Here is a 26,305-nt window from a genome sequence, read left to right on the forward strand (position 1 = left end):
GCATGGGTGTCAATCAGTGCCGCTCTTCTCCGCTTTGCCTGCCAGCTGCGCCAGAAAATCGTAGCGTTTTTGCAGATCGGCCGTGGCATCCTTCCATAGCTGCTCTGCCACTTCAGGCTGTTGCGCATTCAGACGACGGAAACGTTGTTCATTGAGCAGCGTCTCTGCCAGTGCATCTGATGGCGGACGGGAATCCAGCGCCAGCGGCAGTTTACCTTCGTCAGCACGACGCGGATCGAAGCGGTACAGGGGCCAGAAGCCAGTCGCCGTCAATTGCCGCATCTGATCGTGACTCAGCGCCAGATCGTAGCCGTGTTCTTCACAAGGGCTGTAGGCGATGATAAGCGATGGACCCGGGTACGCTTCTGCTTCCTGGATTGCTTTTACCGTCTGATTTAACTGTGCGCCTAATGAGATCTGCGCGACATAAACATGGCCGTACATCATCATGCTGACGCCAAGATCTTTCCGCGCTTTACGCTTACCGTGTTCGCCAAACTTAGTGACCGCGCCCAGCGGCGTGGCTTTCGACGCCTGCCCCCCCGTGTTGGAGTAGCACTGCGTATCCAGCACCAGGATATTGACGTTTTCTGTCAGGCTTAACACATGATCAAGGCCGCCAAAGCCAATATCGTAGGCCCAGCCATCGCCGCCAATCAGCCAGATTGATTTCTCAACCAGCGCGTCAGCATCCGTCAACAGCTCGCGTGCGCCTGCAACATCCTTCAGGCTCTGACGCAGGGCCGCGACTTGCGCACGGCGCTCCTCTGGTGTCGCTTCAGCATGCAGTGCCTCATTGAGTTCCGTCGGGATCTTATCGGCGAACTGCTCAAGCAGACGCAACACGCGAACCCGGTGCTGATCCACCGTCAGGCGGAAGCCCAGACCAAACTCGGCGTTATCCTCGAACAGAGAGTTCGCCCATGCTGGCCCACGCCCGTTGGCATCAGTGGTATACGGCGTGGAAGGTAGATTACCGCCGTAGATCGATGAACAGCCGGTGGCGTTGGCAATGAGCATCCGATCGCCATACAGCTGGGTTAACAGCTTAATATAGGGGGTTTCACCACAACCGGAACAGGCGCCAGAATATTCAAACAACGGGGTGATGAGCTGGGAAGTGCGAATATCAATGCGTTCCAGCTTGCTGCGGTCAATTTCCGGCAGGTTGAGGAAAAAGTCGTAATTGACCTTCTCTTCTTCGACATGTTCAAGGCGGGACATCATATTGATAGCCTTGATCTCCGGATCCTGACGATCCTTCGCCGGGCAGACCTCCACGCACAGATTGCAGCCAGTGCAATCCTCCGGCGCAACCTGCAACACATATTTCTGCCCGCGCATGTCGCGGGACTTCACATCCAGGGTGTGCAGGCTGGCAGGGGCGTTCTCCATCGCTTCCGGCGAAACCACTTTGGCGCGAATTGCCGAGTGCGGACAGGCGGCCACACAGTGGTTACACTGTGTGCAGAGTTCCTCTTTCCAGATGGGGATCTCTTCGGCAATGTTGCGTTTTTCCCACCGCGTGGTCCCCATCGGCCAGGTGCCGTCCGGCGGTAGCGCAGAAACGGGCAGGGCGTCGCCGAGTCCTGCGAGCATTGCCGCCGTCACCGTTTTAACAAAATCAGGAGCCGCATCAGACACTACCGGAGGACGATTAGCGCTACGTGGATCCACGGCCTGCAGCGGCACCTCTGCCACAGATTCACGTGCCAGCGCCAGCGCCTGCCAGTTGCGTTCGACCAGATCCTGACCTTTGCTGCTGTAGCTTTTCGCAATGGCTCCCTGTAGCTCAGCCAGTGCGCTATCGCCCGGCAGGATCTGCGTCAGATGGAAGAACGCCATCTGCATTACGGTGTTAATACGCGCAGCCAGACCACATTCACGCGCGATTCTGGCAGCGTTAATCACATAAAAACGCGCTTTCTTCTGATTCAGCACCGCCTGAACGTCCTGGGGAAGACGGGACCAGACTTCATCCGCGCTGTACGGGGTGTTGAGCAGGAAAATGCCGCCAGATTTCAGGCGCTCCGCCATTTGATACTTATCAATGAACTGTAGCTGGTGGCAGCCGACAAAGTCTGCTTGTGAGACAAGATAAGCCGAGCGGATCGGTTGTTCACTGACGCGCAGGTGTGAAACCGTCAGGCCACCCGCTTTTTTTGAATCGTAGACGAAATAGCCCTGGGCATACCACGGCGTTGAGTTACCGATAATCTTGATGTTGTTTTTGGTGGCCGACACGCTGCCGTCGCTGCCCAGCCCATAAAACAGTGCCTCGAGTTTGGCGGTGGCTGGCAGAGTATTCTCCGGCAGGGGTAACGACAGATTGGTGACGTCATCATAAATGCCGACAGTAAAGCGCGATTTGGGTTTGGCGGCATTGAGTTCATTGTAAACGGCCAGCACGCATTCCGGCCCAAACTCTTTTGAAGAAAGCCCATAACGCCCACCAATGACCCGCGGCAGCGTTTCACGTTCCCCGTTGTTAAAGGCTTCAGCCAGCGCGGTCATTACGTCGAGATAGAGCGGCTCGGCCTGTGCGCCAGGCTCTTTAGTACGATCGAGAACCGCAATGCTACGCACGCTCTCCGGCAGCGCCCGCAGCAGGTGTCTGGCCGAGAAAGGGCGGAACAGGCGCACTTTTAATACACCGACTTTTTCGCCGTGCGTTAGCAGTTCGTCAACCACCTCTTCGCAGGTGCCGATCGCTGAACCCATCAATATAATGACCCGCTCTGCCTGCGGATGCCCGTAGTACTCAAAGGGCTGGTACTGGCGACCCGTTGCCGCGGCAAAGTCGTTCATGGCCTGTTCGACGTGGTCGTAAACCGCGTTATACCAGGGGTTAGTCGCCTCGCGGGACTGGAAATACGTATCCGGGTTCGCTGATGTCCCACGGATCACCGGATGCTCAGGGTTGAGCGCCCGTGCGCGGTGGGCGTCGATTTCTGCCTGGGGCATTAACCCAAGTATCGTGTTATCCGCCAGCGGGACGATTTTGTTGATCTCGTGCGAGGTCCGGAAACCATCAAAGAAGTGAATAAAGGGCACCCGGCTTTTCAGCGTTGCTACCTGTGAAATCAACGCAAAATCCTGCGCTTCCTGCACGCTTGCAGCGCACAGCATCGCGCAGCCGGTCTGACGCACGGCCATCACGTCGGAGTGGTCGCCAAAAATAGACAAGGCATGTGTGGCAATGGTACGTGCAGCAACGTGAAGAACAAAAGGCGTAAGCTGTCCCGCCAGCTTGTACAACGTCGGGATCATCAACAACAGTCCCTGTGAGGAGGTGAATGATGTTGAGAGTGCTCCGGTTTGTAACGCACCGTGAACCGTTGCGATCGCGCCGCCTTCCGATTGCATTTCAACAACGCGTGGCGTATCGCCCCAGACGTTTTTAAGCCCGTTTCCGGCCCAGGCGTCAGCCTGCTCAGCCATTGTGGAACTGGGCGTAATCGGGTAGATGGCGATAACTTCACTGGTACGAAACGCTACTGAAGCGACCGCGCCATTACCGTCAATTGTTTGCATAAGACACCCTTACATTGCACAAAAAACAAATAAAGAGGGACACACGAAACCGTCGCGGGTCCTGGTAGTTATCCTTTTATTTTAGCAAAAGGCATACCCACACATTTTCGCTTTTGTGTCCCCTGGGTAATGAGAATGAAGGGTTTGATCAATCTGATTCCAGAAAAATTGGCAAAAAATGTTACTGAACCGCATAAATGCGCGCTTTGGCTCTCGACGGCGTAGATTCTGCTGCCTATTATTTAGGGCGGTTTATTTGGCTAAATATGCAGAGGGGAGAGAGATGCGCGCAGCGTTTATGGTGGGGTGTGCCGCGTTATTATTGTCGGCCTGTAGTAGTGAACCTGTTCAACAGGCAACGGCGGCGCATGTTACACCGGGTTTGAAAGCCGCAATGTCCAGCTCCGGGGAAGCCAGTTGCGCCATGATTGGCGGTTCGCTTTCCGTTGCCCGTCAGCTTGATGGTTCGGCTACCGGCATGTGTGCATTACCCAACGGCAAACGCTGTAGTGAACAGTCGCTTGCCGCCGGAAGCTGCGGAAGCTATTAATCGTCCGCTTATTGCACTAAATCAGACAGCTTATACGTCAACGTCTGATCGGCCGTCGCCAGCGTTAGCCGGTTAGCGGTCAGATCAACCTGCGCACCTTTTTTGAGCATGGTGCTCAGGATGTTATCGAGTTCGTTGAGCTGCGGCTCGGCGCAAAACATCCGTGTCATCGCCATGTCTTTGACCTTCAGCTCGCCATCAGACAGTTTCCCCTGACCGCTGAAGCGGTTACACATGTTTCCTGAGAGGGTCATGTTCTCGCCGAAACTGAGTTCCAGCGGATTTTTATTCATGGCAACGGGTTTGCCATTAACGCTTTCAAGCACAAAACGGTGATGCTGCAACTGTTCACGGCTGACGGACATTTTTCCATTGCTGACACAACCTGCCATGAGGACACTTAGCGCAACCAGCGCGACAACCTTCTTCATTGTTCTTCTCTGCTGTAGGTAGTTTACGAATATATTCATCATGATAATGATATACCCGGATATATCTTCAGGGATTATCTGAAAATGCTCCCCTGAAGCAGGGGAGCGGGGAGATTAAAACAGGGTGTTAGGGCAGGTTTCCCCTTTTTCTAACTGACGTAAGTTTTGTAATGTGGTTTCAGAAATGCTGGTCAACGCCTCTGCGGTCAGGAACGCCTGATGCCCGGTGAATAAAACGTTGTGGCAGGCAGAAAGGCGGCGGAAGACATCATCCTGAATGACATCGTTGGACTTATCTTCAAAGAACAGATCTCGTTCATTCTCGTAAACATCCATTCCCAGCGAACCAATTTTCTGGTTTTTCAGCGCTTCAATTGCGGCCTGAGAGTCAATCAACGCGCCTCGGCTGGTGTTAATGACCATCACGCCATCTTTCATCTGATTAAATGCAGCGTGATTAAGCAGGTGATAGTTTTCCGGCGTCAGAGGACAGTGCAGCGAGATAACGTCAGATTCGGCAAACAACGTCGGCAAATCGACATACTCCACGCCCAGCTCGAGCGCAGCGGCGCCAGGCCACGGGTCAAAGGCCAGCAGACGCATACCAAAACCTTTAAGAATACGCAGCGCGGCTACACCAATTTTACCGGTCCCAATCACACCGGCCGTTTTGCCATGCATGGTGAATCCGGTCAGTCCTTCCAGTGAGAAGTTCGCATCGCGGGTACGTTGATACGCGCGGTGAATGCGGCGGTTTAACGTCATCATCATCCCGACGGCATGTTCGGCAACGGCCTCCGGTGAATATGCCGGAACACGTACCACCTGTAGCCCCAGCTCTTTAGCCGCATCAAGATCGACGTTATTGAATCCGGCGCAGCGCAGCGCGATGTACTTCACACCGTGCTTTTTCAGCTCTTCCAGCACCGGACGGCTACCGTCATCATTAACGAAGATACAGACCCCCTCGCAGCCATGCGCAGTTTTTGCTGTTTTCTCCATCAGCAGAAAGTCAAAAAAATCAAGCTCAAAACCAAAAGCCTCGTTAACCTGTTGCAGGTACTTTTTGTCGTACTGTTTTGTGCTGTATACGGCGAGTTTCATAAGACTTTCTCCAGTGATCTTCGAGTCACGCTAATTCAACTAAAATTATTTTACAAATTCTAAAAAATAATTGAAAGCTATAGCTATAATGAATAATTCTAGAGCATCTGTGCTTACTATGGGATGTTACTGGAGTGGGCGCAGAATACCGTTGATAAAGTGGATATTACCGTTCTGCTGGCAGCCAGACCCAGGCGCTGCCGCCTGAGGGCCAAAGGTGATACCTCAAATTCTCAATGTCTCAATCACGGCCCGCAGAGCGGGGGAGACATTCCGGTGGGGATAATAAAGGAATGAGCCTTCCAGACGCAGGCTGTAACGCTGCAAGACCCGGATAAGCGCGCCACGCTCCAGATCGTCAGACACCAACTCCTCCGGGACATAAGCCAGCCCCAGACCCAGCCTGGCTGCCTTTGCCTCCATATAGCTGTCAGCAAAGGCCCACTGCCCCTGTGGTTGGTGAGTGATTTTTTTACCGTTCTCGTTGAGTTCCCATGCGTAGAGGCTTCCGTCACCAAACTGGTAGGCAATGCAAGGATGTATCACTAAATCGGCCGGTGTTTGTGGAAAACCGTAGCGGCGAAAATGTTCAGGTGTACCGACAACAGCCATCTCCATGTCGGGTGTGATGCGCACCGCCACCATGCCGCCGCCAACTTCAGGACCCAGGCGCACGCCGGCATCATATCTTTCCGCAATAATATCGACAAACCGGCTCTCGCTGATGAGTTCAAGCCTGATATCAGGAAAGCGTTGTTTAAATATCGCCAGCTTCGGCAGAAGGACTTTATCAATTGTGTGCTGGCTGGCATTGATGCGTACCGTACCGGAGGGGGTATGGCGATAATGGGCCAGGGTCGCAAGCCCCGTATCTAACGCATCAAATCCGGATTGCACCGTCCTGTAGAGCTGTTCGCCTGCCTGCGTGAGCGATAATTTGCGCGTGGTGCGAACCAGAAGCTGCAAACCCAGCCGCTGCTCAAGCTCGCGGATGGACCGGCTGATACCGGATTGAGCCAGCCCGATCCGCTGCGCCGCAGCGGTAAAACTCCCTTCTTGCACCACCATCATAAACAGGTGGAGATCGTTATAGTTTTCCCGTTTTGCCATCCGTGTCACCTCCAGCCCGGTCCGCTGCCACAGGGGTATTTATAACAATAAGATATTAATCTTAGCAATATTTCCCCTCTAATCAGCATTATTTCCACTCATTATAATGGCCTCATTGTTACAAAGCACAGCAGCGTTATCCGTGTGAAACCTGCTCCAACGGTATTTTTTAGGGGAACGATTAATGAAAGCTTTCACCCAAAAACTGACAGCAGCAATACCGGCCATGCTGCTAAGCGCCTCATTAAGTGGAGTCTCAACCATGAGTTATGCTGAAACAACGAATCCGAACGCCCCTGTTTCGATGATTGAACAATGGGATAAAACATTCGTCGAGAGCAATAACGTTGATCACCGAAAGGTGACCTTCCAGAACCGTTACGGGATCACCTTAGTTGGCGATCTCTACATTCCCAAAGATCGTGGTGAGCGCAAACTGGCGGCGATTGCAATTAGCGGTCCTTTTGGCGCGGTCAAAGAACAATCCAGCGGGCTGTATGCGCAGACGCTGGCTGAACAGGGGTTCGTGACGTTAGCTTTCGATCCGTCATACACGGGCGAAAGCGGCGGCTCGCCGCGTAATGTTGCTTCTCCGGATATTAATACAGAGGACTTCAGCGCGGCGGTAGATTTCCTTGGCCTGCAAAAAGAGGTGGATCGCAACCGTATCGGGTTACTCGGCATTTGCGGCTGGGGCGGGATGGCGTTGAATGACGCGTCGATGGACACGCGAGTTAAAGCAGTGGCGACCAGCGTCATGTACGACATGAGTCGTGCTATGGGCCATGGCGTTGGCGACGGTAAAGACCGTTATACCACCGCCGACCGTCGTGCTGTGTTGCAGTATCTGAACGCACAGCGCTGGAAAGATGCGGAAAACGGCACTTTCGCCGCGGGTGGACATGACATTAATGTCGACGAAAAGGGTAACGCCAGCGCGTCGGAACGTATTCTGCCGGAAACTTTACCTGCGACCCCGCACCCGGTACTGAAAGAGTTTTTTGATTATTATCGGATGCCGCGTGGTTTCCATGTGCGTTCCGTCAACTCAACCGGCGCCTGGAATGCGACAATGCCCCTGTCGTTTATGAATATGCCACTGCTGAGTTACGCCAATGAAATCACCATCCCTGTGCTGATCGTGACCGGTGAAAACGCCCACTCGCGCTATTTTGCCGAAGACGCCTTTAAAATCGTCGGCAGCAAAGAGAAAGAATTAGTGGTTGTCCCTGGGGCGAACCATGTGGATTTATACGACAATGTGGCGGGTAAGATCCCGTTTAATAAATTCGAACAATTTTTCAAAACCCACTTAAGATAAGTTCCCCGCATCCGCATTTATCGTAAAGCCGCCTGTCATTCGAAGGCGGCTTTTTACTGGCCGTAACCGGGCTGATGTGATGCGAAAATTACCTGATATTCCTTCAGTTTCCCCCACGTTTTTGCTGTTATTCTCTGAATACCTGCCGGTATTTGCAGGAAAATTTATTATTGCTACGCGAAAATGTGACGGCGAAATTATTCCGGCTGTTTATTTTAGCGCGTTCTGTTTGATTAATTGCGGATAAACGGGAGCTTTGTTAATTATTGTCTGAATGTTTAAATGCTGCGGATTTCATGCAAAGGAACGCGCTCGGGCATCACGACGGGCTGGGTTATAAGTATAGCCAGCGTATCACTTTCCGGATAAATCGCCAGATTGCGCTGTCCTTTACAGCGTGCCTCTCTATCTCTCTGATTGCCCATTATTTTTTGACAGAATAGTATTCCGGATATACAGCATATATTTAAAGAGCATCTATGCTTACAGTGGGCAGGGTTCACTAAACGTGCCACAATAGGCTCCGGGCCAGCTTAATTTTTCGCTAAATCAGGATATTAACTACCCATGAAGGGTAAATATACAGCCGTACTGGCGCTACTTTTATTATTGATCCTCATGCCGCTGACGTTGTTGATGACGCTGGGGCAGTGGATCCCCATGCTGGCAGGCATTTGGCTGCCTGTCGGCACGCGTATCGCGCTGGAGGAAAGTCCGCGCATAACGCCGCGCGGTTTGCATATTCCGCAGCTTCAGTATCTGATCGGTGATTGCCAGTTAGCACGGGTTACCCAGGCGGATCTGTCTCATCCCAGCCGCTGGCTGTTAAATGTCGGCACTGTTGAGCTGGATTCTGCCTGTCTGGCGAAGTTGCCCCAGACCGAACCGTCGCTCGCCGCGCCCAAAACCCTCGCGCAGTGGCAGTCCATGCTGCCCAATACCTGGATTCATATCGATAAACTCGTGCTTTCCCCCTGGCAGGAGTGGCAGGGCAAGCTGTCACTGTCGCTCACGCCTGCAATCCAGCAGCTGAGTTATCAGGGCGAAAAGGTGAACTTTCAGGGCCGTCTGCGCGGACAAAATTTTACGGTCAGTGAATTCAATGTTGCGGCATTTGAAGGCCAGCCGCCAGTCAAACTGGTTGGCGATTTCACCCTGCCGCTGGTCCCTGATGGATTGCCGGTGAGTGGTCATGCCGTTGCGACCCTCAGTCTGCCGCAGGAACCGTCCCTGGTGGATGCCGAACTGGCGTGGCAGGACAATGCCGGGCAGCTGATCGTTATGGCGCGAGACAACGTCGACCCGCTGCTCGATTTGCCCTGGAAAATCACCCAACAGCAATTAACCATTAGCGATGGCCGCTGGACGTGGCCGTATCAGGGACTCCCGTTAAGCGGGAGGCTGGGGATTAAAGTCGATAACTGGCAGGAAGGGACGGAGAAGGCAATTATCAGCGGTCGACTGAACGTCCTGACTCAGGGGGTGGCGGGTAAAGGCAACGCGGTGCTGAACTTTGGGCCGGGTAAGCTCAGTATGGATAATAGCGAAATGCCCCTGCAATTGACCGGCGAAGCAAAAGACGCTGACCTGGTCTTTTATGCCAGATTGCCTGCCAGACTCACCGGAAGTCTCGTTGACCCGACGCTGGCCTTCGAGCCTGGCGCATTGCTCCGCTCCCGTGGGCGGGTTATCGACTCTCTGGATATTGATGAAATTCGCTGGCCGCTGGCGGGCGTTAAAGTCACGCAGCGCGGAGTGGATGGTCGTTTGCAGGCCATTTTGCGGGCGCATGAAAATAAGATGGGCGATTTCGTTTTGCATCTGGATGGTCAGGCAAATGATTTTCTCCCCGACGCCGGCCGCTGGGAGTGGCGTTACTGGGGGACCGGGGGCTTTACGCCGATGCATACCCGCTGGGATGTCGCCGGAACGGGGGAATGGCATGACAACACCATCACGCTGACTGACTTGTCCACCGGCTTTGATCAGCTCCAGTACGGTAGCATGAAGGTTGACGCGCCGCGCCTGGTGCTGGATGAACCGATTGTCTGGCTGCGTGATGCGGAACATCCTAAATTTAGCGGCGCGCTGTCGCTGGATGCGGGAAACACGTTGTTTACCGGGGGGAGCGTGCTTCCGCCGTCAACGCTGAAATTTAGCGTTGACGGTAGTGACCCGACCCTTTTCCAGTTCAAGGGGAATCTTCACGCCGGAGCAATAGGCCCTATACAGTTGAACGGACGCTGGGACGGAATTCGTTTGCGCGGTCAGGCCTGGTGGCCTAAGCAGTCGCTAAGCGTATTTCAGCCCCTTGTGCCGCCTGACTGGAAGATGAATCTGCGTGAAGGTCAGCTGTATGCCCAGGTCGCATTTTCAGCGGCGCAGGATCAGGGATTTGAAGCGGGCGGACACGGTGTGCTGAAAGGCGGCAGTGCCTGGATGCCTGATAATCAGATCAATGGCGTCGATTTTGTGTTGCCGTTTCGTTTCAGTGACGGCGCGTGGCAACTGGGCACGCGCGGCCCGGTCTCTTTACGCATTGCGGAAGTGGTCAATCAGGTGACGGCGAGAAATATCACCGCAGATCTGCAGGGCCGCTATCCGTGGAGTGAAGAGACCCCTCTGTTACTGACGGATGTCAGTGTGGATGTTTTGGGAGGGAAAGTGATAATGCAGCAGTTACGCATGCCGCAGCACGATCCGGCGCTCCTGCGGGTGCAGAATATCTCTTCCAGCGAGCTTATCAGCGCCGTGAATCCAAAACAGTTTGCCATGTCGGGGCCGGTTAGCGGGGCATTGCCACTTTGGCTGAATAATGAAAAATGGATTATTAAAGATGGCTGGTTGACCAACCCGGGGCCAATGACGTTGCGCATTGATAAAGATACGGCTGATGCGGTCGTCAAAGATAATATGGCCGCAGGGGCGGCCATTAACTGGTTGCGTTATATGGAGATCGCCCATTCGTGGACCAAAATTAATTTAGATAATCTGGGTGTGTTAACGATGCAGGCGACGATCGGCGGCAACAGCCACGTGGACGGTAAGGTCGGTACGGTAAACCTGAACTATACCCATGAAGAGAACGTCTTTACGCTGTGGCGCAGTTTGCGTTTTGGCGACAATTTACAGGCATGGCTTGAACAAAACACGTCGTTGCCAGAGACTCGTTGCCTGGAAGGCAAGGAATGTGAGGATCCACAATGAAAATAATGATTGCCATGCTGGCGCTGCTTCCGGTTGCTTTCCTGAGTGGCTGTACGCCACGTATTGAAGTCGCCGCGCCGAAAGAACCGATCACCATCAATATGAACGTCAAAATTGAGCATGAAATTCATATTAAAGTGGATAAAGACGTCGAAAGCTTACTCAAATCACGCAGCGACTTATTCTGAGGTCATGATGAGCAAACAGCTAAAAGCCGCAGTACTGATGTTGAGTTTACTCAGCGGTAACGTCATGGCGCTGACCCTGAATGAAGCAAGAACGCAAGGGCGCGTCGGGGAGACGCTCAATGGCTATCTGGTAGCATTGAAAACCGATGCACAAACGCAAGCGCTGGTGAGTGAGATTAATAAAGCGCGTGCTGAGAGCTATCAACAACTGGCACAAAGCAATCATATCCCGGTGGATGAAGTGGCGAAGATGGCCGGGCAAAAACTGGTGATGCGCGCCAAACCCGGTGAGTATGTGCAGGGGCTTAACGGGAAATGGTTGAAAAAATAAGCGTGTCGCAGCCCGATAAAATCTGATTTTTCTTACAGCGATGAAAAGCATTGGTCACGGTGTGGTTGATTGGTGCACTATGAAGGTCGTTGATAGATTATCAGGGAATGATGATGACGCTTTATCAGATAAAGCCCGCTTTTCAGGCGCTTTTGCGCCCACTGATGTTCTGGCTCTATAAACACCGGGTGACCGCTAACCACATCACGCTTGCGGCAATGGTCCTCTCTTTTATCACCGGTGCGGTGTTAATGGTTTTCCCCCATCCTGGCCTGTTCATTCTTCTTCCCATCGTGCTGTTTGTGCGTATGGCGCTCAATGCGCTGGATGGCATGCTGGCACGTGAATGCCATCAAAAATCACGTCTCGGGGCCATTCTTAACGAAACGGGGGATGTGCTCTCTGACATCGCACTTTATCTGCCTTTCCTGATGCTCCCGAATAGTCATGTGCCGCTGGTGCTGATCATGCTGTTTTGTGCGGCAATGACAGAGTTTTGCGGCGTGCTGGCGCAAACCATTAACGGCATACGAAGCTATGCCGGGCCGTTAGGGAAAAGCGACCGGGCGCTGTTTTTTGGTGCCTGGGGCCTGGCGCTGGCAATCTGGCCACAGCTCGTGCAATGGAATAACGCCGTTTGGTGGGGCGCTACCGTATTGCTGTTGTGGACGGTGATTAACCGCTGTCGCAGCGCCTTACGGGATGAGGGGGGGAAATGATGCTCCTGGAAAAATCCCTCGCGGCAATTTTTGTCGTGCTGCTGGCGGCGACGGTAGTGAATGGATTGCTGGTACTGCTGCGCCCTGATAAAGACTGGCGGGAGCTGACGCTCCGCATTCGTACCTGGTGGGCGATCGTGGTGCTGTTTTCGCTGGCGATGCTCAGTCCTCACTGGCTGGCGTTGACTTTTTTCGCACTGGTCAGCTTTATGGCGCTAAAAGAGTTTCTGACGCTGGTGCCATCGCGACAATCTGACCGTATGCCGCTGCTGTGGATGTTTATTGCCATCCCCAGTAATTACTGGCTGATTGGGATTGGCTGGTACGGCATGTTTGTGGTGTTTATTCCCGTTTATGTTTTTCTGTTTTTGCCGGCGCGGATGGTCATTGCAGGCGATACGCAGGGCTTTTTACGTACCGCGTCTCAGCTCCACTGGAGTCTGATGACGACCGTGTTTGCCTTCAGCCATGTCGCTTTTTTACTGGTATTACCTGCGGATGGGCTACAGACCGGCGCTCTGCTGGTGCTGTTCCTGGTGGGGCTGACCGAGTTTAACGACATCGCCCAATACCTGTGGGGCAAATCGCTTGGTCGTATAAGAGTCACCCCGAAGGTCAGCCCGAATAAAACGCTGGCGGGACTGCTGGGCGGCATAGCCACAACGGCGCTGGTGGCAACAGCCCTGGGGCCATTACTGACACCGCTAACCTGGCCGATGGCGCTGTTGGCGGGTGTCATGATTGGCATAACCGGATTTTGCGGCGATGTCGTGATGTCCGCCATCAAGCGCGATATCGGCGTCAAGGACAGCGGTACGCTGCTGCCCGGGCATGGCGGCATCCTCGACCGGCTGGATTCGCTGATCTTCACTGCGCCAGTCTTCTTCCATTTCATCCGTTACTTCTGCTACTAACCTATGATGACACGTATCCTTCGAACATTATTCGCGCTGTGCATCGTCTGGCCGGTCATCTGGCTGTGGCTGGGGCTGCGCGTTAAACATCGTGAGCGGCTGCCAAAAAGCGGCCCGGCGATCGTGGTGGCGAATCACAACAGTCATATGGATGTTTTTGCGCTGCTGTCTCTCTTTCCGCTATGCCGCCAGGCTGAAGTGCACCCGGTCGCTGCGGCAGATTATTTTTTGCGTAATAAATACATGGCGTGGTTTGCGCTCAATATTCTCAACATTATCCCCGTTTCGCGTAAAGGGGGAGACGCTAATCCGTTGGCGCTATGCGAACAGGCATTGCGCGAGGGGAAAACACTCATTCTCTTTCCGGAAGGTACGCGCGGCGAGCCGGGGATACTTTCGCCGCTGAAATCAGGGGTGTGGTATCTGAGTCAACATGTGCCAGAAGTACCGATTATTCCCGTCTGGCTACGGGGCACAGAGCAGGTGATGGCAAAGGGGAATCGCATTCCGCTTCCGTTGTTCATCGACGTCACGGTTGGACATGCGCTGAGTTCTCATTCCGATAAAAAATTTTTTATGGACGATCTGAAGCGCCAGTTGCTGGCGCTTTCACAACAAACAACAGGAAATCATCCTCATGATGAATATAAGGACGCCTGAAGAACGGAAATTTCTGACCAGTGACAACACCGAGCTGTTTTATCGTTGCTGGCCCACAACGTCGGCAGGGGCTACGCCGAAAGTGATTGTCCTGTTCCATCGAGGGCATGAACATTCTGGTCGTCTGCAACATATCGTCGATGAACTGGCGATGCCGGACACGGCCTTTTACGCATGGGATGCGCGCGGTCACGGGCGTTCACCGGGTCAGCGTGGCTATAGCCCCTCGCTGGCTCGCTCGGTTCAGGATGTGGACGAGTTTGTCCGTTTTGCGGCAACCGATAGTCAGGCCGCCATGGAGGATGTCGTGGTTGTGGCGCAAAGCGTCGGCGCGGTGCTGGCAGCAACCTGGGCACATGATTATGCCCCGACCATTCGAGGTCTGGTTCTGGCGTCACCGGCGTTTAAGGTCAAACTTTACGTACCGTTTGCGCGTCCAGGTCTGGCATTGATGCACCGACTTCGCGGACTCTTTTTCGTTAACTCTTACGTGAAGGGCAAGTATCTGACCCACGACCCGGCGCGGGTGGCGAGTTTCAATCAGGATCCCCTCATTACACGTCCGATAGCGGTCAATATCCTGCTCGATCTCTACAAAACGGCAGAGAGAATCGTCAGCGATGCCAGCGCAATAACCTTACCCGTACAGATGTTGGTTTCCGGGGAGGATTACGTCGTACACCGCCAGCCGCAGATCGACTTCTACCAACGATTGCGCAACCCGCAGAAGGAGCTGCACGTGTTGCCGGGGTTTTATCACGATACCCTGGGCGAAAAAGAGAGGCATCTGGCGTTCGATAAAATGCGCGAATTTATTGATACGCTTTACGCCACGCCACTCCAGCGTTTTGACTATAGCAACGAAGACCGCTGGAGTCCGGGGGCGGATACCTGGCGGATGTTAAGCGGTGGGCCTGAACCTTACTCGCTGGACGATATCGCATACCGTGGCTTGCGCTATGGTATGAAGATGCTGGGAACACAGTCCGCGGGCGTACGCCTGGGATTTGATACAGGATTTGATTCCGGCAGCACGCTCGATTATGTCTATCGCAATCAGCCGCAGGGCAGCAGCGCCCTGGGGCGTCTGATTGACAAAAACTATCTCAACAGCGTTGGCTGGAAAGGGATCCGTCAGCGCAAAAACCACCTGCAGCTGTTGATTCAGCAGGCGGTGGCTAAACTTGCAGAGCAGGGAACACCGGTGCGGGTGGTCGATATCGCCGCCGGTCACGGGCGGTATGTGCTCGATGCGCTGGAGGGAGAAGCGGCGGTGAGTGAGATCCTGCTGCGTGACTACAGTGAGCTGAATGTCTCGAAAGGACAGGAGATGATCGCCAGTCGCGGCATGGCCGAACGCGCCCGCTTTGAACGAGGAGATGCTTTCAATCGCCAGGAGCTGGCCGCGCTGCAACCTAGTCCAACGCTGGGGATTGTCTCCGGGCTGTACGAATTGTTCCCGGAAAATACGTTAGTGAAAAATTCGCTTGCCGGTCTGGCAGACGCCATTGAGCCGGGAGGCATTCTGATCTATACCGGGCAGCCCTGGCATCCTCAACTAAAAACAATCGCCTGGTCCCTTACCAGCCATAAAGATGGCAAAGCCTGGGTGATGCGCGTGCGTACGCAGGGTGAAATGGATGCTCTGGTGCGGGAGGCAGGGTTCGATAAATGCACTCAACTGATTGATGAGTGGGGAATTTTTACTGTTTCTATGGCGGTACGTCGCGCATCATGACCTCCCGACGTACTGTTTATCTGCAAGGAATGGGGTGGCTGCTGCTGCTGGCCCCGTTTTTCTTTTTAACCTATGGGCAGGTTAATCAGTTTACCGCCGGGCGAGATAACATCGGCAGTCTGGTTTTTGAGTGGGAGCGGCATATTCCTTTTGTGCCGCTGACCATCATTCCCTACTGGAGTCTGGATCTGCTGTACGGCGTGTCGCTGTTTGTCTGCACAACACTGGAGGAACAGCGGCGGCTGGTTTGCAAATTAGTGCTGGCTTCACTGATTGCCTGCATCGGCTTCTTGCTGTTTCCCCTGCAATTTACCTTCACCAGACCGGAGATCGCCGGTCTGGCAGGCTGGCTGTTTGGTCAGCTTGAGCAGTTCGATTTGCCGTACAATCAGTCACCGTCGTTGCATATTATTTTATGCTGGCTGCTGTGGCGGCATTTCCACCGTCATCTGACGGGCAGATGGCAGAGATTAAACGGCGGCTGGTTTTTACTGATTGCCGTATCGGTTCTGACGACCTGGCAGCACCATTTTATTGATGTCATCAGCGGTCTGGCGGTTGGTATGGTCATAGACTGGCTGGTGCCGGAACAGGGGGGATGGCGCGGGTGTCTTGCCTCTGGTAAACGGAAGGTGCTGGCGGGTCGATATCTGTGTGGTGCGGCGATCTGTCTGGCTGGAACGTGTCTGACGACCTGGCTGTGGTGGCCGACGCTGGCGCTGATAATTGTGACGCTGGCCTATGGGGCGCTCGGCGTTGAGGCATTACAAAAGGACAAGACCGGGCGGCTAACGCCTGCTGCCTGGTGGCTGCTGTTCCCCTGGCGAGCAGGGATGATGCTCTCTGTGCGCCGCTACAGCCGCCATTTACCGGCGGTTAGCCCTCTGGCTGATGGCCTTTTTTTAGGCATGTATCCGCATACGCCTGTCGGGCAACAGGCGGTGCTGGATCTGACCAGTGAGTTTTCCCGTTCCCGTGCCTCACAAGGTGTTGCGTATTACTGTGTCCCCATGCTGGATCTGGTCAATCCGGACGACGCCACGCTTTCCCGGGCGGTGGATGTGCTGGAGAAACTGCGTGTTAAGCATGGCAGCGTGCTGATTCACTGCGCGCTGGGATTATCACGCAGCGCGTTAGTGGCTGCGGCCTGGCTTTTGCAGCGTTATCCCGCGCTGAGCGTGGAGGGGGCTATTGACCAAATCCGTCAGGCGCGACCACAGGTGGTTTTTACATCTGAACATCTGGAGCAGTTACAACGATGGAAAATGAAAGTGACGGTGTAACTAAAACGAGCGTTATACAGTCCCACTTGCTGATGCAAACGCTGAAAAGCTGGCGTTTCTTTTTACTTTTTACTCTCCCTCCGCTGGCATGGGTTCTCATTGCCGCCCAGCCGGGGATCGTTCGCATGGCAATGGCGATGATCGGTGGTGTTATCTGGTTGAGCTGCTGGCGGCTTTGGCTTGATGTACAGTATTTTTCCGTCATCAACGAAGAAAACAATGCACGTGCCGGGGCCGCGCTTTGCTCTATCTGGCAGCGTGAAAAACTCCAGGCGTTAACGTTTACACAACGCCAGCAAGGGGCGCTTAAACAGTTCCGACGCACGCTTTACTGGATTGTCCTCCTGTGGCTGAGCTGGTTGATTCTGCTGTTATTCCATTAAGGCGCGCGCCTGCGTTTTGCCGTTTTGTCGGATTACGCGAGATAATTGGCCGGGTAACTTTCTATACTGTCATCTTCAGAGCGAAATTCAGCAAGAGGTGCGGTTATGGTGAGTCATGTTCAAACTGAGACTTTTTCTCTCGGTTCCCGACAGGTAAAACGCTTAGGTTACGGGGCAATGCAGCTGGCGGGGCCGGGCGTATTTGGTCCGCCGAAGGATCGTCATGTCGCGCTGACGGTACTTCGGGAGGCGCTGGCGCTGGGCGTTAATCATATTGATACCAGCGATTTTTATGGCCCGCACGTTACTAACCAAATTATTCGGGAAGCGCTGCATCCTTATCCTGACGATCTGGTCATTGTTACTAAGATTGGCGCCCGTCGAGGGGACGATGCCTCATGGCTACCGGCATTCTCCCCTGCGGAACTGAAACAAGCGGTCCACGATAACCTGCGCAATCTTGGACTTGATGTGCTGGACGTTGTCAACTTGCGCGTCATGTATGGCAATGGGCACGGGCCGCAGGAGGGATCCATTGAGGAAAGTATCACCGTACTTGCCGGGCTTCAGCAGCAGGGGCTGGTCAAACATATCGGCCTGAGTAACGTGACGGCAAACCAGGTCGCCCAGGCGCGGACTCTTGCAGAGATAGTCTGTGTGCAGAACGAGTACAACATCGCTCACCGTCGGGACGATGCCTTAATTGATGCCCTGGCAAAAGACGGTATTGCCTATGTGCCGTTCTTCCCGCTGGGCGGGTTTACGCCTTTGCAGTCATCAACGCTCAGTGACGTTGCCGTCAGACTGAACGCCACGCCTTTGCAGGTGGCGCTTGCCTGGTTGCTGCACCGTTCGGCGAATATTTTATTGATACCGGGAACGTCGTCGGTAACGCATCTGCATGAAAATATGGCCGCAGGCGATCTTATTCTTACTGAAGATATTCTGGCGATACTGGATGGTATCGCGCAAAAAGCATAAACCGGGGGGATGATGACTGAAAAACTCGCTGCACAATGTCACTGTGGGGCCGTCGCTTTTACTGTCCGGTTAAGCGATGGATTTAATACCATTCGTCGGTGTAACTGCTCATTTTGTCGTATGCGTGGGGCGGTAGCCGTTTCCGCCGCATTATCGGGAATCGAGGTTACCCGTGGACGCGACAAGCTGACCGAATACCGGTTTAACACCGGAGAGGCGAAGCACTATTTTTGCTCACAATGCGGAATTTATACTTTTCACCAGCGTCGTTCTAATCCGCAACAATATGGCGTCAACGTGGCTTGTATTGAGAATGTTTCCCCGTTTGACTTTCCCTGCGTGGAAGTCACCGATGGGGTCAATCACCCAAAAGATGGGAAGAGTAACGGTGTGGTGGGATATCTGATTTATCAGAAATCGTAAAACAACCTCCCGCCGATGCGGGAGGTAAAAATCTTATGCTGCAACCACGCTGTCAATCGCTGCTTTTGCGTCAGTCTGGGCTTTGGCAGCCACTTCCGGACCGTAAGCAATCCCTTCGGCGAAGACGAAGTTCACATCGGTAATGCCGATAAAGCCGAGGAAGACTTTCAGGTATGGGGCGATCAAGTCAGTCGGGGTATCTTTGTGAATACCGCCACGGCTGGAGAGGATGACCGCACGTTTCCCGGTCACCAGACCTTCCGGACCCTTTTCGGTGTAACGGAAGGTGACGCCGGCACGGGCAATCAGGTCGAAGTAATTTTTCAGCTGCGTTGGGATGTTAAAGTTATACATCGGCGCGGCAATCACAATGACGTCATGTGCTTTCAGTTCTGCGATCAGCTCATCGGAAAGCGTCAGCGCTTCCTGTTGACGCGGTGTCAACGCGGCGTCGCCCGGACGCAGAGCACCCACCAGCTCGCCATCCAGCACCGGGATTGGGTTCGCTGCCAGGTCACGAACGGTAATTTCATCAGCGGAGTGCTTTTCACGCCACTGTTCAACAAAATAATCAGACAACTGACCAGACTGAGAGTACCCTGCCAGAATACTGGATTTGAGGACTAATACCTTGCTCATGGGTGTTTCCTTGTGTGTGTTTGAATGGGCATTGCCCCGTTGCTTGTTGACACTCTATTCACAATCCTGTCGCAGAGATAGCGCAATATATCGAAGTCTATGTTCGAATTTATTGAACAACACAAAAAATGCGCTGATGTGGTACTCTATATCCATCATTTAAAAGAGATTTAACCAGGCAGAGCACTGCCTTCTAACGCTATGACAGAACAACAAAAATTGACTTTCCACTCCCTGCAACAACAGCTGAGTTCGCTGATGCTGCGCGACCGGCAGCGTTTTGCCCGTCGTTTACACGGCGTGAAGAAGGTTAAAAATCCTGATGCACAACAGGCCATTTACCAGGATATGGCGAAAGAGATTGCCCAGGCAGCCGGTAAAGTCGTGCTACGCGAAGCGGCCCGACCAGAGATAACATACCCGGAAAATCTGCCTGTCAGCCAGAAAAAGCAGGATATCCTGGAAGCGATACGCGATAACCAGGTGGTGATTGTCGCCGGGGAAACGGGGTCAGGGAAAACCACCCAGCTGCCTAAAATCTGTATGGAGCTGGGGCGCGGGCTGAAGGGGCTGATTGGCCACACTCAGCCACGTCGTCTGGCGGCACGTACCGTCGCTAACCGTATTGCCGAAGAGCTGCAAACGGAGCCGGGCGGCTGCATCGGGTATAAAGTCCGTTTCAGCGATCGCGTCAGCGATAATACGATGGTCAAGCTGATGACCGATGGAATTCTGCTGGCTGAAATTCAGCAGGACAGGCTGCTGATGCAGTATGACACCATCATCATTGATGAAGCGCATGAACGCAGTCTGAATATTGATTTTTTGCTGGGTTACCTGAAAGAATTGCTTCCGCGTCGCCCGGATCTGAAAATTATTATCACTTCGGCGACCATCGATCCGGAGCGTTTTTCTCGTCACTTCAACAACGCGCCGATTATTGAGGTTTCCGGGCGCACGTATCCGGTGGAAGTGCGCTATCGCCCAATCGTTGAAGAGGCGGACGATACCGAACGCGATCAGCTGCAGGCGATTTTCGACGCGGTGGATGAGCTGGGACGCGAAAGCCCCGGCGATATTCTGATTTTTCTGAGCGGAGAGCGCGAAATTCGTGATACTGCCGATGCGCTCACTAAGCTCAATTTACGCCATACCGAAGTGCTGCCGCTGTATGCGCGGCTCTCAAACAGCGAACAGAACCGCGTCTTCCAGTCCCACAGCGGACGCCGTATTGTGCTGGCGACTAACGTGGCGGAAACCTCGCTCACGGTGCCCGGCATCAAGTATGTTATCGATCCCGGTACGGCGCGCATCAGCCGCTACAGCTATCGCACCAAAGTACAACGCCTGCCTATTGAGCCGGTTTCGCAGGCCTCGGCAAACCAGCGCAAAGGGCGCTGTGGACGTGTGTCAGAGGGGATCTGTATTCGTCTTTATTCAGAAGATGATTTCCTGTCACGCCCGGAGTTTACCGATCCGGAGATTTTACGTACTAACCTGGCGTCCGTTATTTTGCAGATGACCGCGCTGGGACTTGGCGATATCGCCGCATTCCCGTTTGTCGAAGCGCCGGACAAGCGCAACATCCAGGATGGTGTACGCCTGCTGGAAGAGCTGGGGGCGATTACTACCGATGAGCAGCAGACGGCTTACAAGCTGACGCCACAGGGAAGGCAGTTGTCTCAACTGCCCGTGGATCCACGCCTGGCGAGAATGGTGCTGGAGGCACAGAAGCACGGCTGCGTGCGCGAGGCGATGATCATCACTTCAGCGCTCTCTATTCAGGATCCGCGCGAGCGTCCCGTGGATAAGCAGCAGGCATCCGACGAAAAACATCGTCGCTTCCACGATAAAGAATCCGATTTTCTTGCATTTGTAAACCTGTGGAACTACCTCGGCGAGCAGCAGAAAGCGCTCTCTTCAAATGCTTTTCGCCGCCTCTGCCGGACGGACTACCTGAACTATCTTCGGGTGCGCGAGTGGCAGGATATCTATACCCAGCTGCGCCAGGTGGTGAAAGAGCTGGGGATCCCGGTGAACAGCGAGCCGGCAGAGTATCGCGAAATTCATATTGCGTTGCTGACCGGGCTGCTGTCGCATATCGGTATGAAAGATGCTGATAAGCAGGAGTTTACCGGCGCGCGCAACGCACGCTTCTCCATCTTCCCGGGGTCTGGTTTATTCAAAAAGCCGCCGAAGTGGACGATGGTCGCGGAACTGGTGGAAACCAGCCGTCTGTGGGGACGGATTGCCGCCCGCATCGATCCCGAATGGGTCGAGCCAGTCGCTCAGCATCTGATTAAGCGTTCTTACAGTGAGCCGCACTGGGAGCGGGCGCAGGGTGCCGTGATGGCGACGGAAAAGGTGACCGTTTACGGTCTGCCGATTGTCGCGGCGCGTAAAGTAAACTACAGCCCCATCGATCCGGCGCTGTGCCGCGAGCTGTTTATCCGCCATGCGCTGGTCGAAGGCGACTGGCAGACGCGCCACGCGTTCTTCCGCGAAAACCTGAAGCTGCGCGCAGAGGTCGAGGAGCTGGAACACAAGTCACGCCGTCGCGACATTCTGGTGGACGACGAAGCGTTGTTTGAGTTCTACGACCAGCGCATCAGCCATGACGTCATTTCCGCCCGCCACTTTGACAGCTGGTGGAAGAAGGTCGGTCGCGAAACGCCGGATCTGCTCAACTTTGAAAAGAGTATGCTCATCAAAGAGGGCGCAGAAAAAATCAGCAAGCTGGATTACCCAAACTTCTGGCATCAGGGCAACCTGAAGCTGCGCCTGAGCTACCAGTTTGAGCCAGGGGCGGATGCTGATGGCGTCACCGTCCACATTCCGCTGCCGTTGCTGAATCAGGTAGAGGAGAGTGGGTTTGAATGGCAGATCCCCGGGCTGCGTCGTGAACTGGTGATTGCGCTGATTAAATCGCTGCCGAAGCCGGTTCGGCGCAACTTTGTTCCTGCGCCCAACTATGCCGAAGCGTTTTTAGGCCGCGTGACGCCGCTGGAATTGCCGTTGCTGGATGCGCTGGAGCGCGAACTGCGTCGGATGACCGGTGTGACGGTTGACCGTGAAGACTGGCACTGGGATCAGGTACCCGATCATCTGAAAATAACGTTCCGCGTAACAGACGACAAGCATAAGAAACTGCAGGAAGGGCGTTCCCTGCAGGATCTGAAAGATGTGCTGAAGGGTAAAGTGCAGGAAACGCTCTCCGCGGTGGCCGATGATGGTATTGAGCAGAGCGGGCTGCATATCTGGAGCTTTGGTCAGTTACCGGAAAGCTACGAGCAGAAACGTGGCAACTACAAGGTGAAAGCGTGGCCAGCGCTGGTGGACGAACGCGACAGCGTCGCCATTAAGCTGTTTGATAATCCACTGGAACAGCAGCAGGCGATGTGGTGTGGATTACGCCGTCTGCTGTTGTTGAATATTCCCTCGCCGATCAAATATCTGCACGAGAAGCTGCCGAATAAAGCCAAGCTGGGTCTCTATTTTAACCCTTATGGTAAGGTGCTGGAGCTGATAGACGACTGCATCTCCTGTGGGGTTGACCAGCTCATTGACGCCAACGGGGGGCCGGTGTGGACCGAAGAGGGCTTCACCGCGCTGCATGAAAAAGTACGCGCCGGGCTGAACGATACCGTTGTCGATATCGCGAAGCAGGTTGAGCAGATCCTCACCGCCGTGTTCAATATCAACAAACGTCTGAAAGGGCGGGTGGATATGACGATGGCGCTGGGTCTTTCGGACATCAAAGCGCAAATGAGCGGGCTGGTGTACCGGGGTTTTGTCACCGGCAACGGTTTCAAACGTCTCGGCGATACGCTGCGCTATCTGCAGGCGATTGAAAAACGCCTGGAGAAACTGGCTATCGATCCGCATCGCGATCGGGCTCAGATGCTGAAAGTTGAAAGCGTGCAGCAGGCATGGCAGCAGTGGATTAACAAACTGCCGCCTGCGCGTCGTGAAGATGAAGAGGTCAAAGCGATCCGCTGGATGATTGAGGAGCTGCGGGTCAGCTACTTTGCACAACAGCTGGGGACGCCGTATCCCATCTCGGATAAACGCATTTTGCAGGCGATGGAGCAGATTAGCGGCTAACCGCGTGGCCCGGTAAACGCAGCGTTACCGGGCCAACGGTGGATATCAGGTTCCACCCGCGCTGACGAGGATTACAACTCGCCAGGCTGGGCGTTGATTATCGATGTCCGTTTGACGCGACTGGCGAAGAAAATGGCCACCAGCGAAATTACGACGGTTGTGATGAGATACCACGCCACCGGCACCCAGTCACCGTCATATTTTGCCAGTAAGCCGGTTGCAATCAGTGGGGCCGTCCCCCCGGCCAGCGCTGCGCCAATCTGGTAACCGAGCGTAATCCCGGTATAGCGAACATTGGCGCTGAAAATCTCTGAACAGAGCGTCCCCAGAACCGCCGTAATCGGTGCCCACAGTATGCCGAACATCACCACCGTCGCCAGCATAATGCCCCAGCTGGTGCCGGTATTTAACAGCAGAAACCAGGGGACGATAAACAGTCCAAGGGCAAATACGCTGATGGCGTACATCCGCTTGCGGCCAATTTTATCCGACAGCAGCCCCATTAAAGGGATCATCACCGTTGCTATCAGCGCGCCAATGGTCACGGCTTCCAGAACCTGAGATTTCTGGTAGGCCAGCGTCGTGGTGGCGTAGCTGACCACAAAGGTGGAGAAGATATAGAAGGGAGCCGTTTCAACCACCTTCAGCCCGGCGGCTATCAACACTTCACGCCAGTGATGGGTCAGTGTGTCACGCAGCGGCGCTTTGGCGACCTGGCCGGACTGCTTCACTTTTTTAAAGTCCGGTGTTTCATCTATATCCCGGCGGATCCACAGCCCAAGCAGGACCAGGACAGAGCTTAGCAAAAACGGAATACGCCATCCCCAGGAGAGAAAATCTTCTTCACTGAACAGCGTCATCAGCGAGACAATAAATGTTGCCATCAGCATACCGATGGTGACGCCCGCTTGCGGGATGCTGCCGAAGAAACCCTTGCGTTTTTCCGGCGCATATTCATAGGCCAGCAGCAGCGCGCCGCCCCATTCGCCACCAATCCCCATCCCCTGGATAATGCGCATCAAAATAAGCAGAACAGGCGCCCAGATGCCTATCATCTCGTAGGTGGGGAGTAAGCCGATCATGACGGTTGCTCCGCCCATCAGGGAGAGCGTTAGCACCAGCGTTTTCTTGCGCCCAATGCGATCGCCGATATGGGCAAAAATAACGCCACCAATGGGACGGATAAAAAAGGTCAGAGAAAAAGAGAGATAGGAGAGGATAAGGCCAATAACAGGATCAACCATCGGAAAGAAGATTTTATTAAAAACCAGTGCCGCCGCAGTGCCGTATAAAAAATAGTCGAACCACTCGATTGCACTGCCTGTCAGACTGGCAATAAGCACCTTTTTGTTTTTTTTCAGAATCGCAGTACTACTTTCTTGCGTTGTCATGGGAAATAGCCTCGGCAGTGAAATAAGCGCCAGGTGGCACCTGGCAGGCGATAAGGTGCAACCTGTTGCGTTAAATAAGTTGTTAAATTGTTAATCAACCTAGGTTTACTTGTAACATTTGACAAGTCTTATGCGAATAAAATGGCGTAAATAAGCCGCCATTTAGCAGAGATATACTCTTTGAAACAGGTAAATGTGCCGTAAAAGCTTTAACGATGGACAAGTAGACAGGATAATCTACAGGTGCAACCGGGCGGTTTTTAGATGTTTCTGGTTATTTCACTTCTCTGACTAAAATACGGAAAATAAACTTACAACCTTTCAGAGAGATCTACTGGTTATCGCAATGGCGTCAGGTACTCTGCAAGGAACAAAGAGGAGGAACCATGAACATGAGACAGTTTCCGACACTTTCCGATACCACCATTAAGGCAATAAACACCGTCGGTCGGTGGCTGGCGCAGGATGATTTTTCCGGTGAAGCGCCTTATCCGGCAGACTGCGTAATTCTGGCCGGAAATGCGGTGATCCCAACCATCGAGGCTGCCTGTCAGATTGCTAAAGTGCAGCAAATTCCGTTGTTGATTAGCGGTGGCATTGGCCATTCCACGACGTTTCTGTACGGTGCCATTGCCAGCCATCCACGCTACAACACGATTCGGACGACCGGACGGGCCGAAGCGGCCATTCTTGCGGATATCGCTCAGCAGTTCTGGCAAATCCCCGGAGAGAAAATCTGGGTGGAAGATCGCTCCACCAACTGCGGTGAGAATGCGCGTTTTAGCTGCGCGCTGATCGCTCAGGCGGCCGGGACGCTCAATACAGCGATTATTGTGCAGGATCCGACGATGCAGCGGCGTACGGTAGCCACGTTTCGCAGGGTCACCTGCGACGATCCCGACGCGCCACGCTGGCTGAGCTTCCCGGGGTTTATTCCGGAACTGAGCAACGGGGAAGAGGGCGTTGAGTTTGTCGGGGCAGATAATGGCGTGTGGTCTGTCGATCGCTATCTCTCGCTGATCGCGGGTGAAGTGCCACGACTGCGGGATGATGAAACCGGTTATGGGCCACGGGGCCGTGATTTTATTATCCATGTGGATTTCCCGCATGATGTTGAGGTCGCCTGGCAAATCCTGAAAAGTGACGCTGAATTGATTGCTGCGCTGGCGAGTCGCTCTTTACGCTAACTTTTGCCCGTTTGCGAAGGTTTTTTCCCAAACGGGCATTCACGCCTGCTGTTCTTATTCGCTCCCGACACACCTGGTGCGCACTTTTATGAACCACTTCACATAAT

At 53.9% G+C, this 26,305-nt stretch carries 20 protein-coding genes and 1 pseudogene; 15 read left to right on the forward strand and 6 right to left on the reverse strand.

The genetic code is table 11. The annotated features are described in order from the left end of the window. Window positions 1–9 precede the first annotated feature (9 nt). Window positions 10–3,534, reverse strand: a complete 3,525-nt coding sequence (nifJ, locus tag C3432_RS23240; protein WP_103779340.1) for a pyruvate:ferredoxin (flavodoxin) oxidoreductase — start codon at window positions 3,532–3,534, stop codon at window positions 10–12. Between the two features lie 283 nt (window positions 3,535–3,817). Between nifJ and C3432_RS23245 the strand changes: the two genes are divergently transcribed. Next, complete coding sequence (locus C3432_RS23245; protein WP_103779342.1) at window positions 3,818–4,084, forward strand: putative hemolysin; 267 nt, start codon at window positions 3,818–3,820, stop codon at window positions 4,082–4,084. Between the two features lie 8 nt (window positions 4,085–4,092). Here C3432_RS23245 and hslJ read toward each other — a convergent pair whose 3' ends face one another. From hslJ to C3432_RS23260, 3 genes are all read right to left on the reverse strand, one after another. Next, entirely contained in the window at window positions 4,093–4,515 is a 423-nt protein-coding gene (hslJ, locus tag C3432_RS23250; RefSeq protein WP_103779344.1) for a heat shock protein HslJ, read from the reverse strand. 114 nt (window positions 4,516–4,629) lie between these two features. Further along, window positions 4,630–5,619, reverse strand: coding sequence for a 2-hydroxyacid dehydrogenase (locus tag C3432_RS23255; protein WP_103779346.1), 990 nt, complete (start codon window positions 5,617–5,619; stop codon window positions 4,630–4,632). A gap of 225 nt (window positions 5,620–5,844) precedes the next feature. Then, the gene (locus C3432_RS23260; RefSeq protein WP_103779348.1) at window positions 5,845–6,729 is read right to left on the reverse strand and encodes a LysR family transcriptional regulator; all 885 of its coding nucleotides are present in this window, start codon (window positions 6,727–6,729) and stop codon (window positions 5,845–5,847) included. Window positions 6,730–6,913: 184 nt separating this feature from the next. Here C3432_RS23260 and C3432_RS23265 point away from each other — a divergent pair, with 184 nt between their 5' ends. From C3432_RS23265 to C3432_RS23320, 12 genes and pseudogenes are all read left to right on the forward strand, one after another. Next, the gene (locus tag C3432_RS23265) at window positions 6,914–8,050 is read left to right on the forward strand and encodes an alpha/beta hydrolase (protein WP_103779350.1); all 1,137 of its coding nucleotides are present in this window, start codon (window positions 6,914–6,916) and stop codon (window positions 8,048–8,050) included. A 567-nt stretch (window positions 8,051–8,617) separates the two neighbouring features. Continuing rightward, window positions 8,618–11,257 (forward strand): YdbH family protein, encoded by a 2,640-nt coding sequence (locus C3432_RS23270; RefSeq protein ID WP_103779352.1) that lies wholly within the window; start codon window positions 8,618–8,620, stop codon window positions 11,255–11,257. Beyond that, the gene (locus tag C3432_RS23275; protein ID WP_103779354.1) at window positions 11,254–11,445 is read left to right on the forward strand and encodes a YnbE family lipoprotein; all 192 of its coding nucleotides are present in this window, start codon (window positions 11,254–11,256) and stop codon (window positions 11,443–11,445) included. Before C3432_RS23270 ends, C3432_RS23275 begins: the two co-directional genes overlap by 4 nt. Window positions 11,446–11,452: 7 nt before the next feature. Then, window positions 11,453–11,776: a YdbL family protein gene (locus C3432_RS23280; RefSeq protein ID WP_103779356.1), complete on the forward strand. Its 324-nt coding sequence runs from the start codon at window positions 11,453–11,455 to the stop codon at window positions 11,774–11,776. A 113-nt stretch (window positions 11,777–11,889) separates the two neighbouring features. Next, complete coding sequence (locus C3432_RS23285; RefSeq protein ID WP_103779358.1) at window positions 11,890–12,495, forward strand: CDP-alcohol phosphatidyltransferase family protein; 606 nt, start codon at window positions 11,890–11,892, stop codon at window positions 12,493–12,495. Next, on the forward strand, window positions 12,492–13,409 hold the full coding sequence (locus C3432_RS23290) for a phosphatidate cytidylyltransferase (protein WP_103779360.1): 918 nt from the start codon (window positions 12,492–12,494) through the stop codon (window positions 13,407–13,409). Before C3432_RS23285 ends, C3432_RS23290 begins: the two co-directional genes overlap by 4 nt. Before the next feature lie 6 nt (window positions 13,410–13,415). Further along, on the forward strand, window positions 13,416–14,069 hold the full coding sequence (locus C3432_RS23295; protein ID WP_374755487.1) for a lysophospholipid acyltransferase family protein: 654 nt from the start codon (window positions 13,416–13,418) through the stop codon (window positions 14,067–14,069). Beyond that, a complete protein-coding gene (locus tag C3432_RS23300) occupies window positions 14,047–15,807 on the forward strand; it encodes a bifunctional alpha/beta hydrolase/class I SAM-dependent methyltransferase (protein WP_103779365.1) in 1,761 nt (586 codons plus the stop codon). Before C3432_RS23295 ends, C3432_RS23300 begins: the two co-directional genes overlap by 23 nt. Then, window positions 15,804–17,090: a phosphatase PAP2/dual specificity phosphatase family protein gene (locus C3432_RS23305; protein WP_103779367.1), complete on the forward strand. Its 1,287-nt coding sequence runs from the start codon at window positions 15,804–15,806 to the stop codon at window positions 17,088–17,090. The genes C3432_RS23300 and C3432_RS23305 overlap by 4 nt, the downstream gene beginning before the upstream one ends. Further along, the gene (locus tag C3432_RS23310) at window positions 17,066–17,473 is read left to right on the forward strand and encodes a hypothetical protein (protein ID WP_103779369.1); all 408 of its coding nucleotides are present in this window, start codon (window positions 17,066–17,068) and stop codon (window positions 17,471–17,473) included. Before C3432_RS23305 ends, C3432_RS23310 begins: the two co-directional genes overlap by 25 nt. A 105-nt stretch (window positions 17,474–17,578) precedes the next feature. Further along, window positions 17,579–18,454, forward strand: a complete 876-nt coding sequence (locus C3432_RS23315) for an aldo/keto reductase family oxidoreductase (protein ID WP_103779371.1) — start codon at window positions 17,579–17,581, stop codon at window positions 18,452–18,454. Between the two features lie 9 nt (window positions 18,455–18,463). Next, a pseudogene (locus tag C3432_RS23320) lies at window positions 18,464–18,912 on the forward strand (GFA family protein); the annotation flags it as partial. On the opposite strand, the gene azoR reads toward C3432_RS23320, so the two are convergent. Next, window positions 18,911–19,516 carry an FMN-dependent NADH-azoreductase gene (gene azoR / locus C3432_RS23325; RefSeq protein WP_103779375.1) on the reverse strand — a complete coding sequence of 202 codons (606 nt, stop codon included), beginning with the start codon at window positions 19,514–19,516 and terminating at the stop codon, window positions 18,911–18,913. The pseudogene C3432_RS23320 and the gene azoR sit on opposite strands and share 2 nt — an antisense overlap. 201 nt (window positions 19,517–19,717) lie before the next feature. On the opposite strand from azoR, the gene hrpA reads away from it, so the two are divergent. Beyond that, window positions 19,718–23,620: an ATP-dependent RNA helicase HrpA gene (hrpA, locus tag C3432_RS23330; RefSeq protein ID WP_103779377.1), complete on the forward strand. Its 3,903-nt coding sequence runs from the start codon at window positions 19,718–19,720 to the stop codon at window positions 23,618–23,620. A gap of 71 nt (window positions 23,621–23,691) precedes the next feature. Here the strand turns inward: hrpA and C3432_RS23335 are convergent, their stop codons facing one another. Beyond that, window positions 23,692–25,011 (reverse strand): MFS transporter, encoded by a 1,320-nt coding sequence (locus tag C3432_RS23335; protein ID WP_103779379.1) that lies wholly within the window; start codon window positions 25,009–25,011, stop codon window positions 23,692–23,694. A 386-nt stretch (window positions 25,012–25,397) separates the two neighbouring features. Between C3432_RS23335 and C3432_RS23340 the strand changes: the two genes are divergently transcribed. After that, window positions 25,398–26,198, forward strand: a complete 801-nt coding sequence (locus C3432_RS23340) for a YdcF family protein (protein WP_103779381.1) — start codon at window positions 25,398–25,400, stop codon at window positions 26,196–26,198. Window positions 26,199–26,305: the final 107 nt, after the last annotated feature.

Source organism: Citrobacter amalonaticus (assembly GCF_002918555.1).
GTDB lineage: Bacteria > Pseudomonadota > Gammaproteobacteria > Enterobacterales > Enterobacteriaceae > Citrobacter_C > Citrobacter_C amalonaticus_A.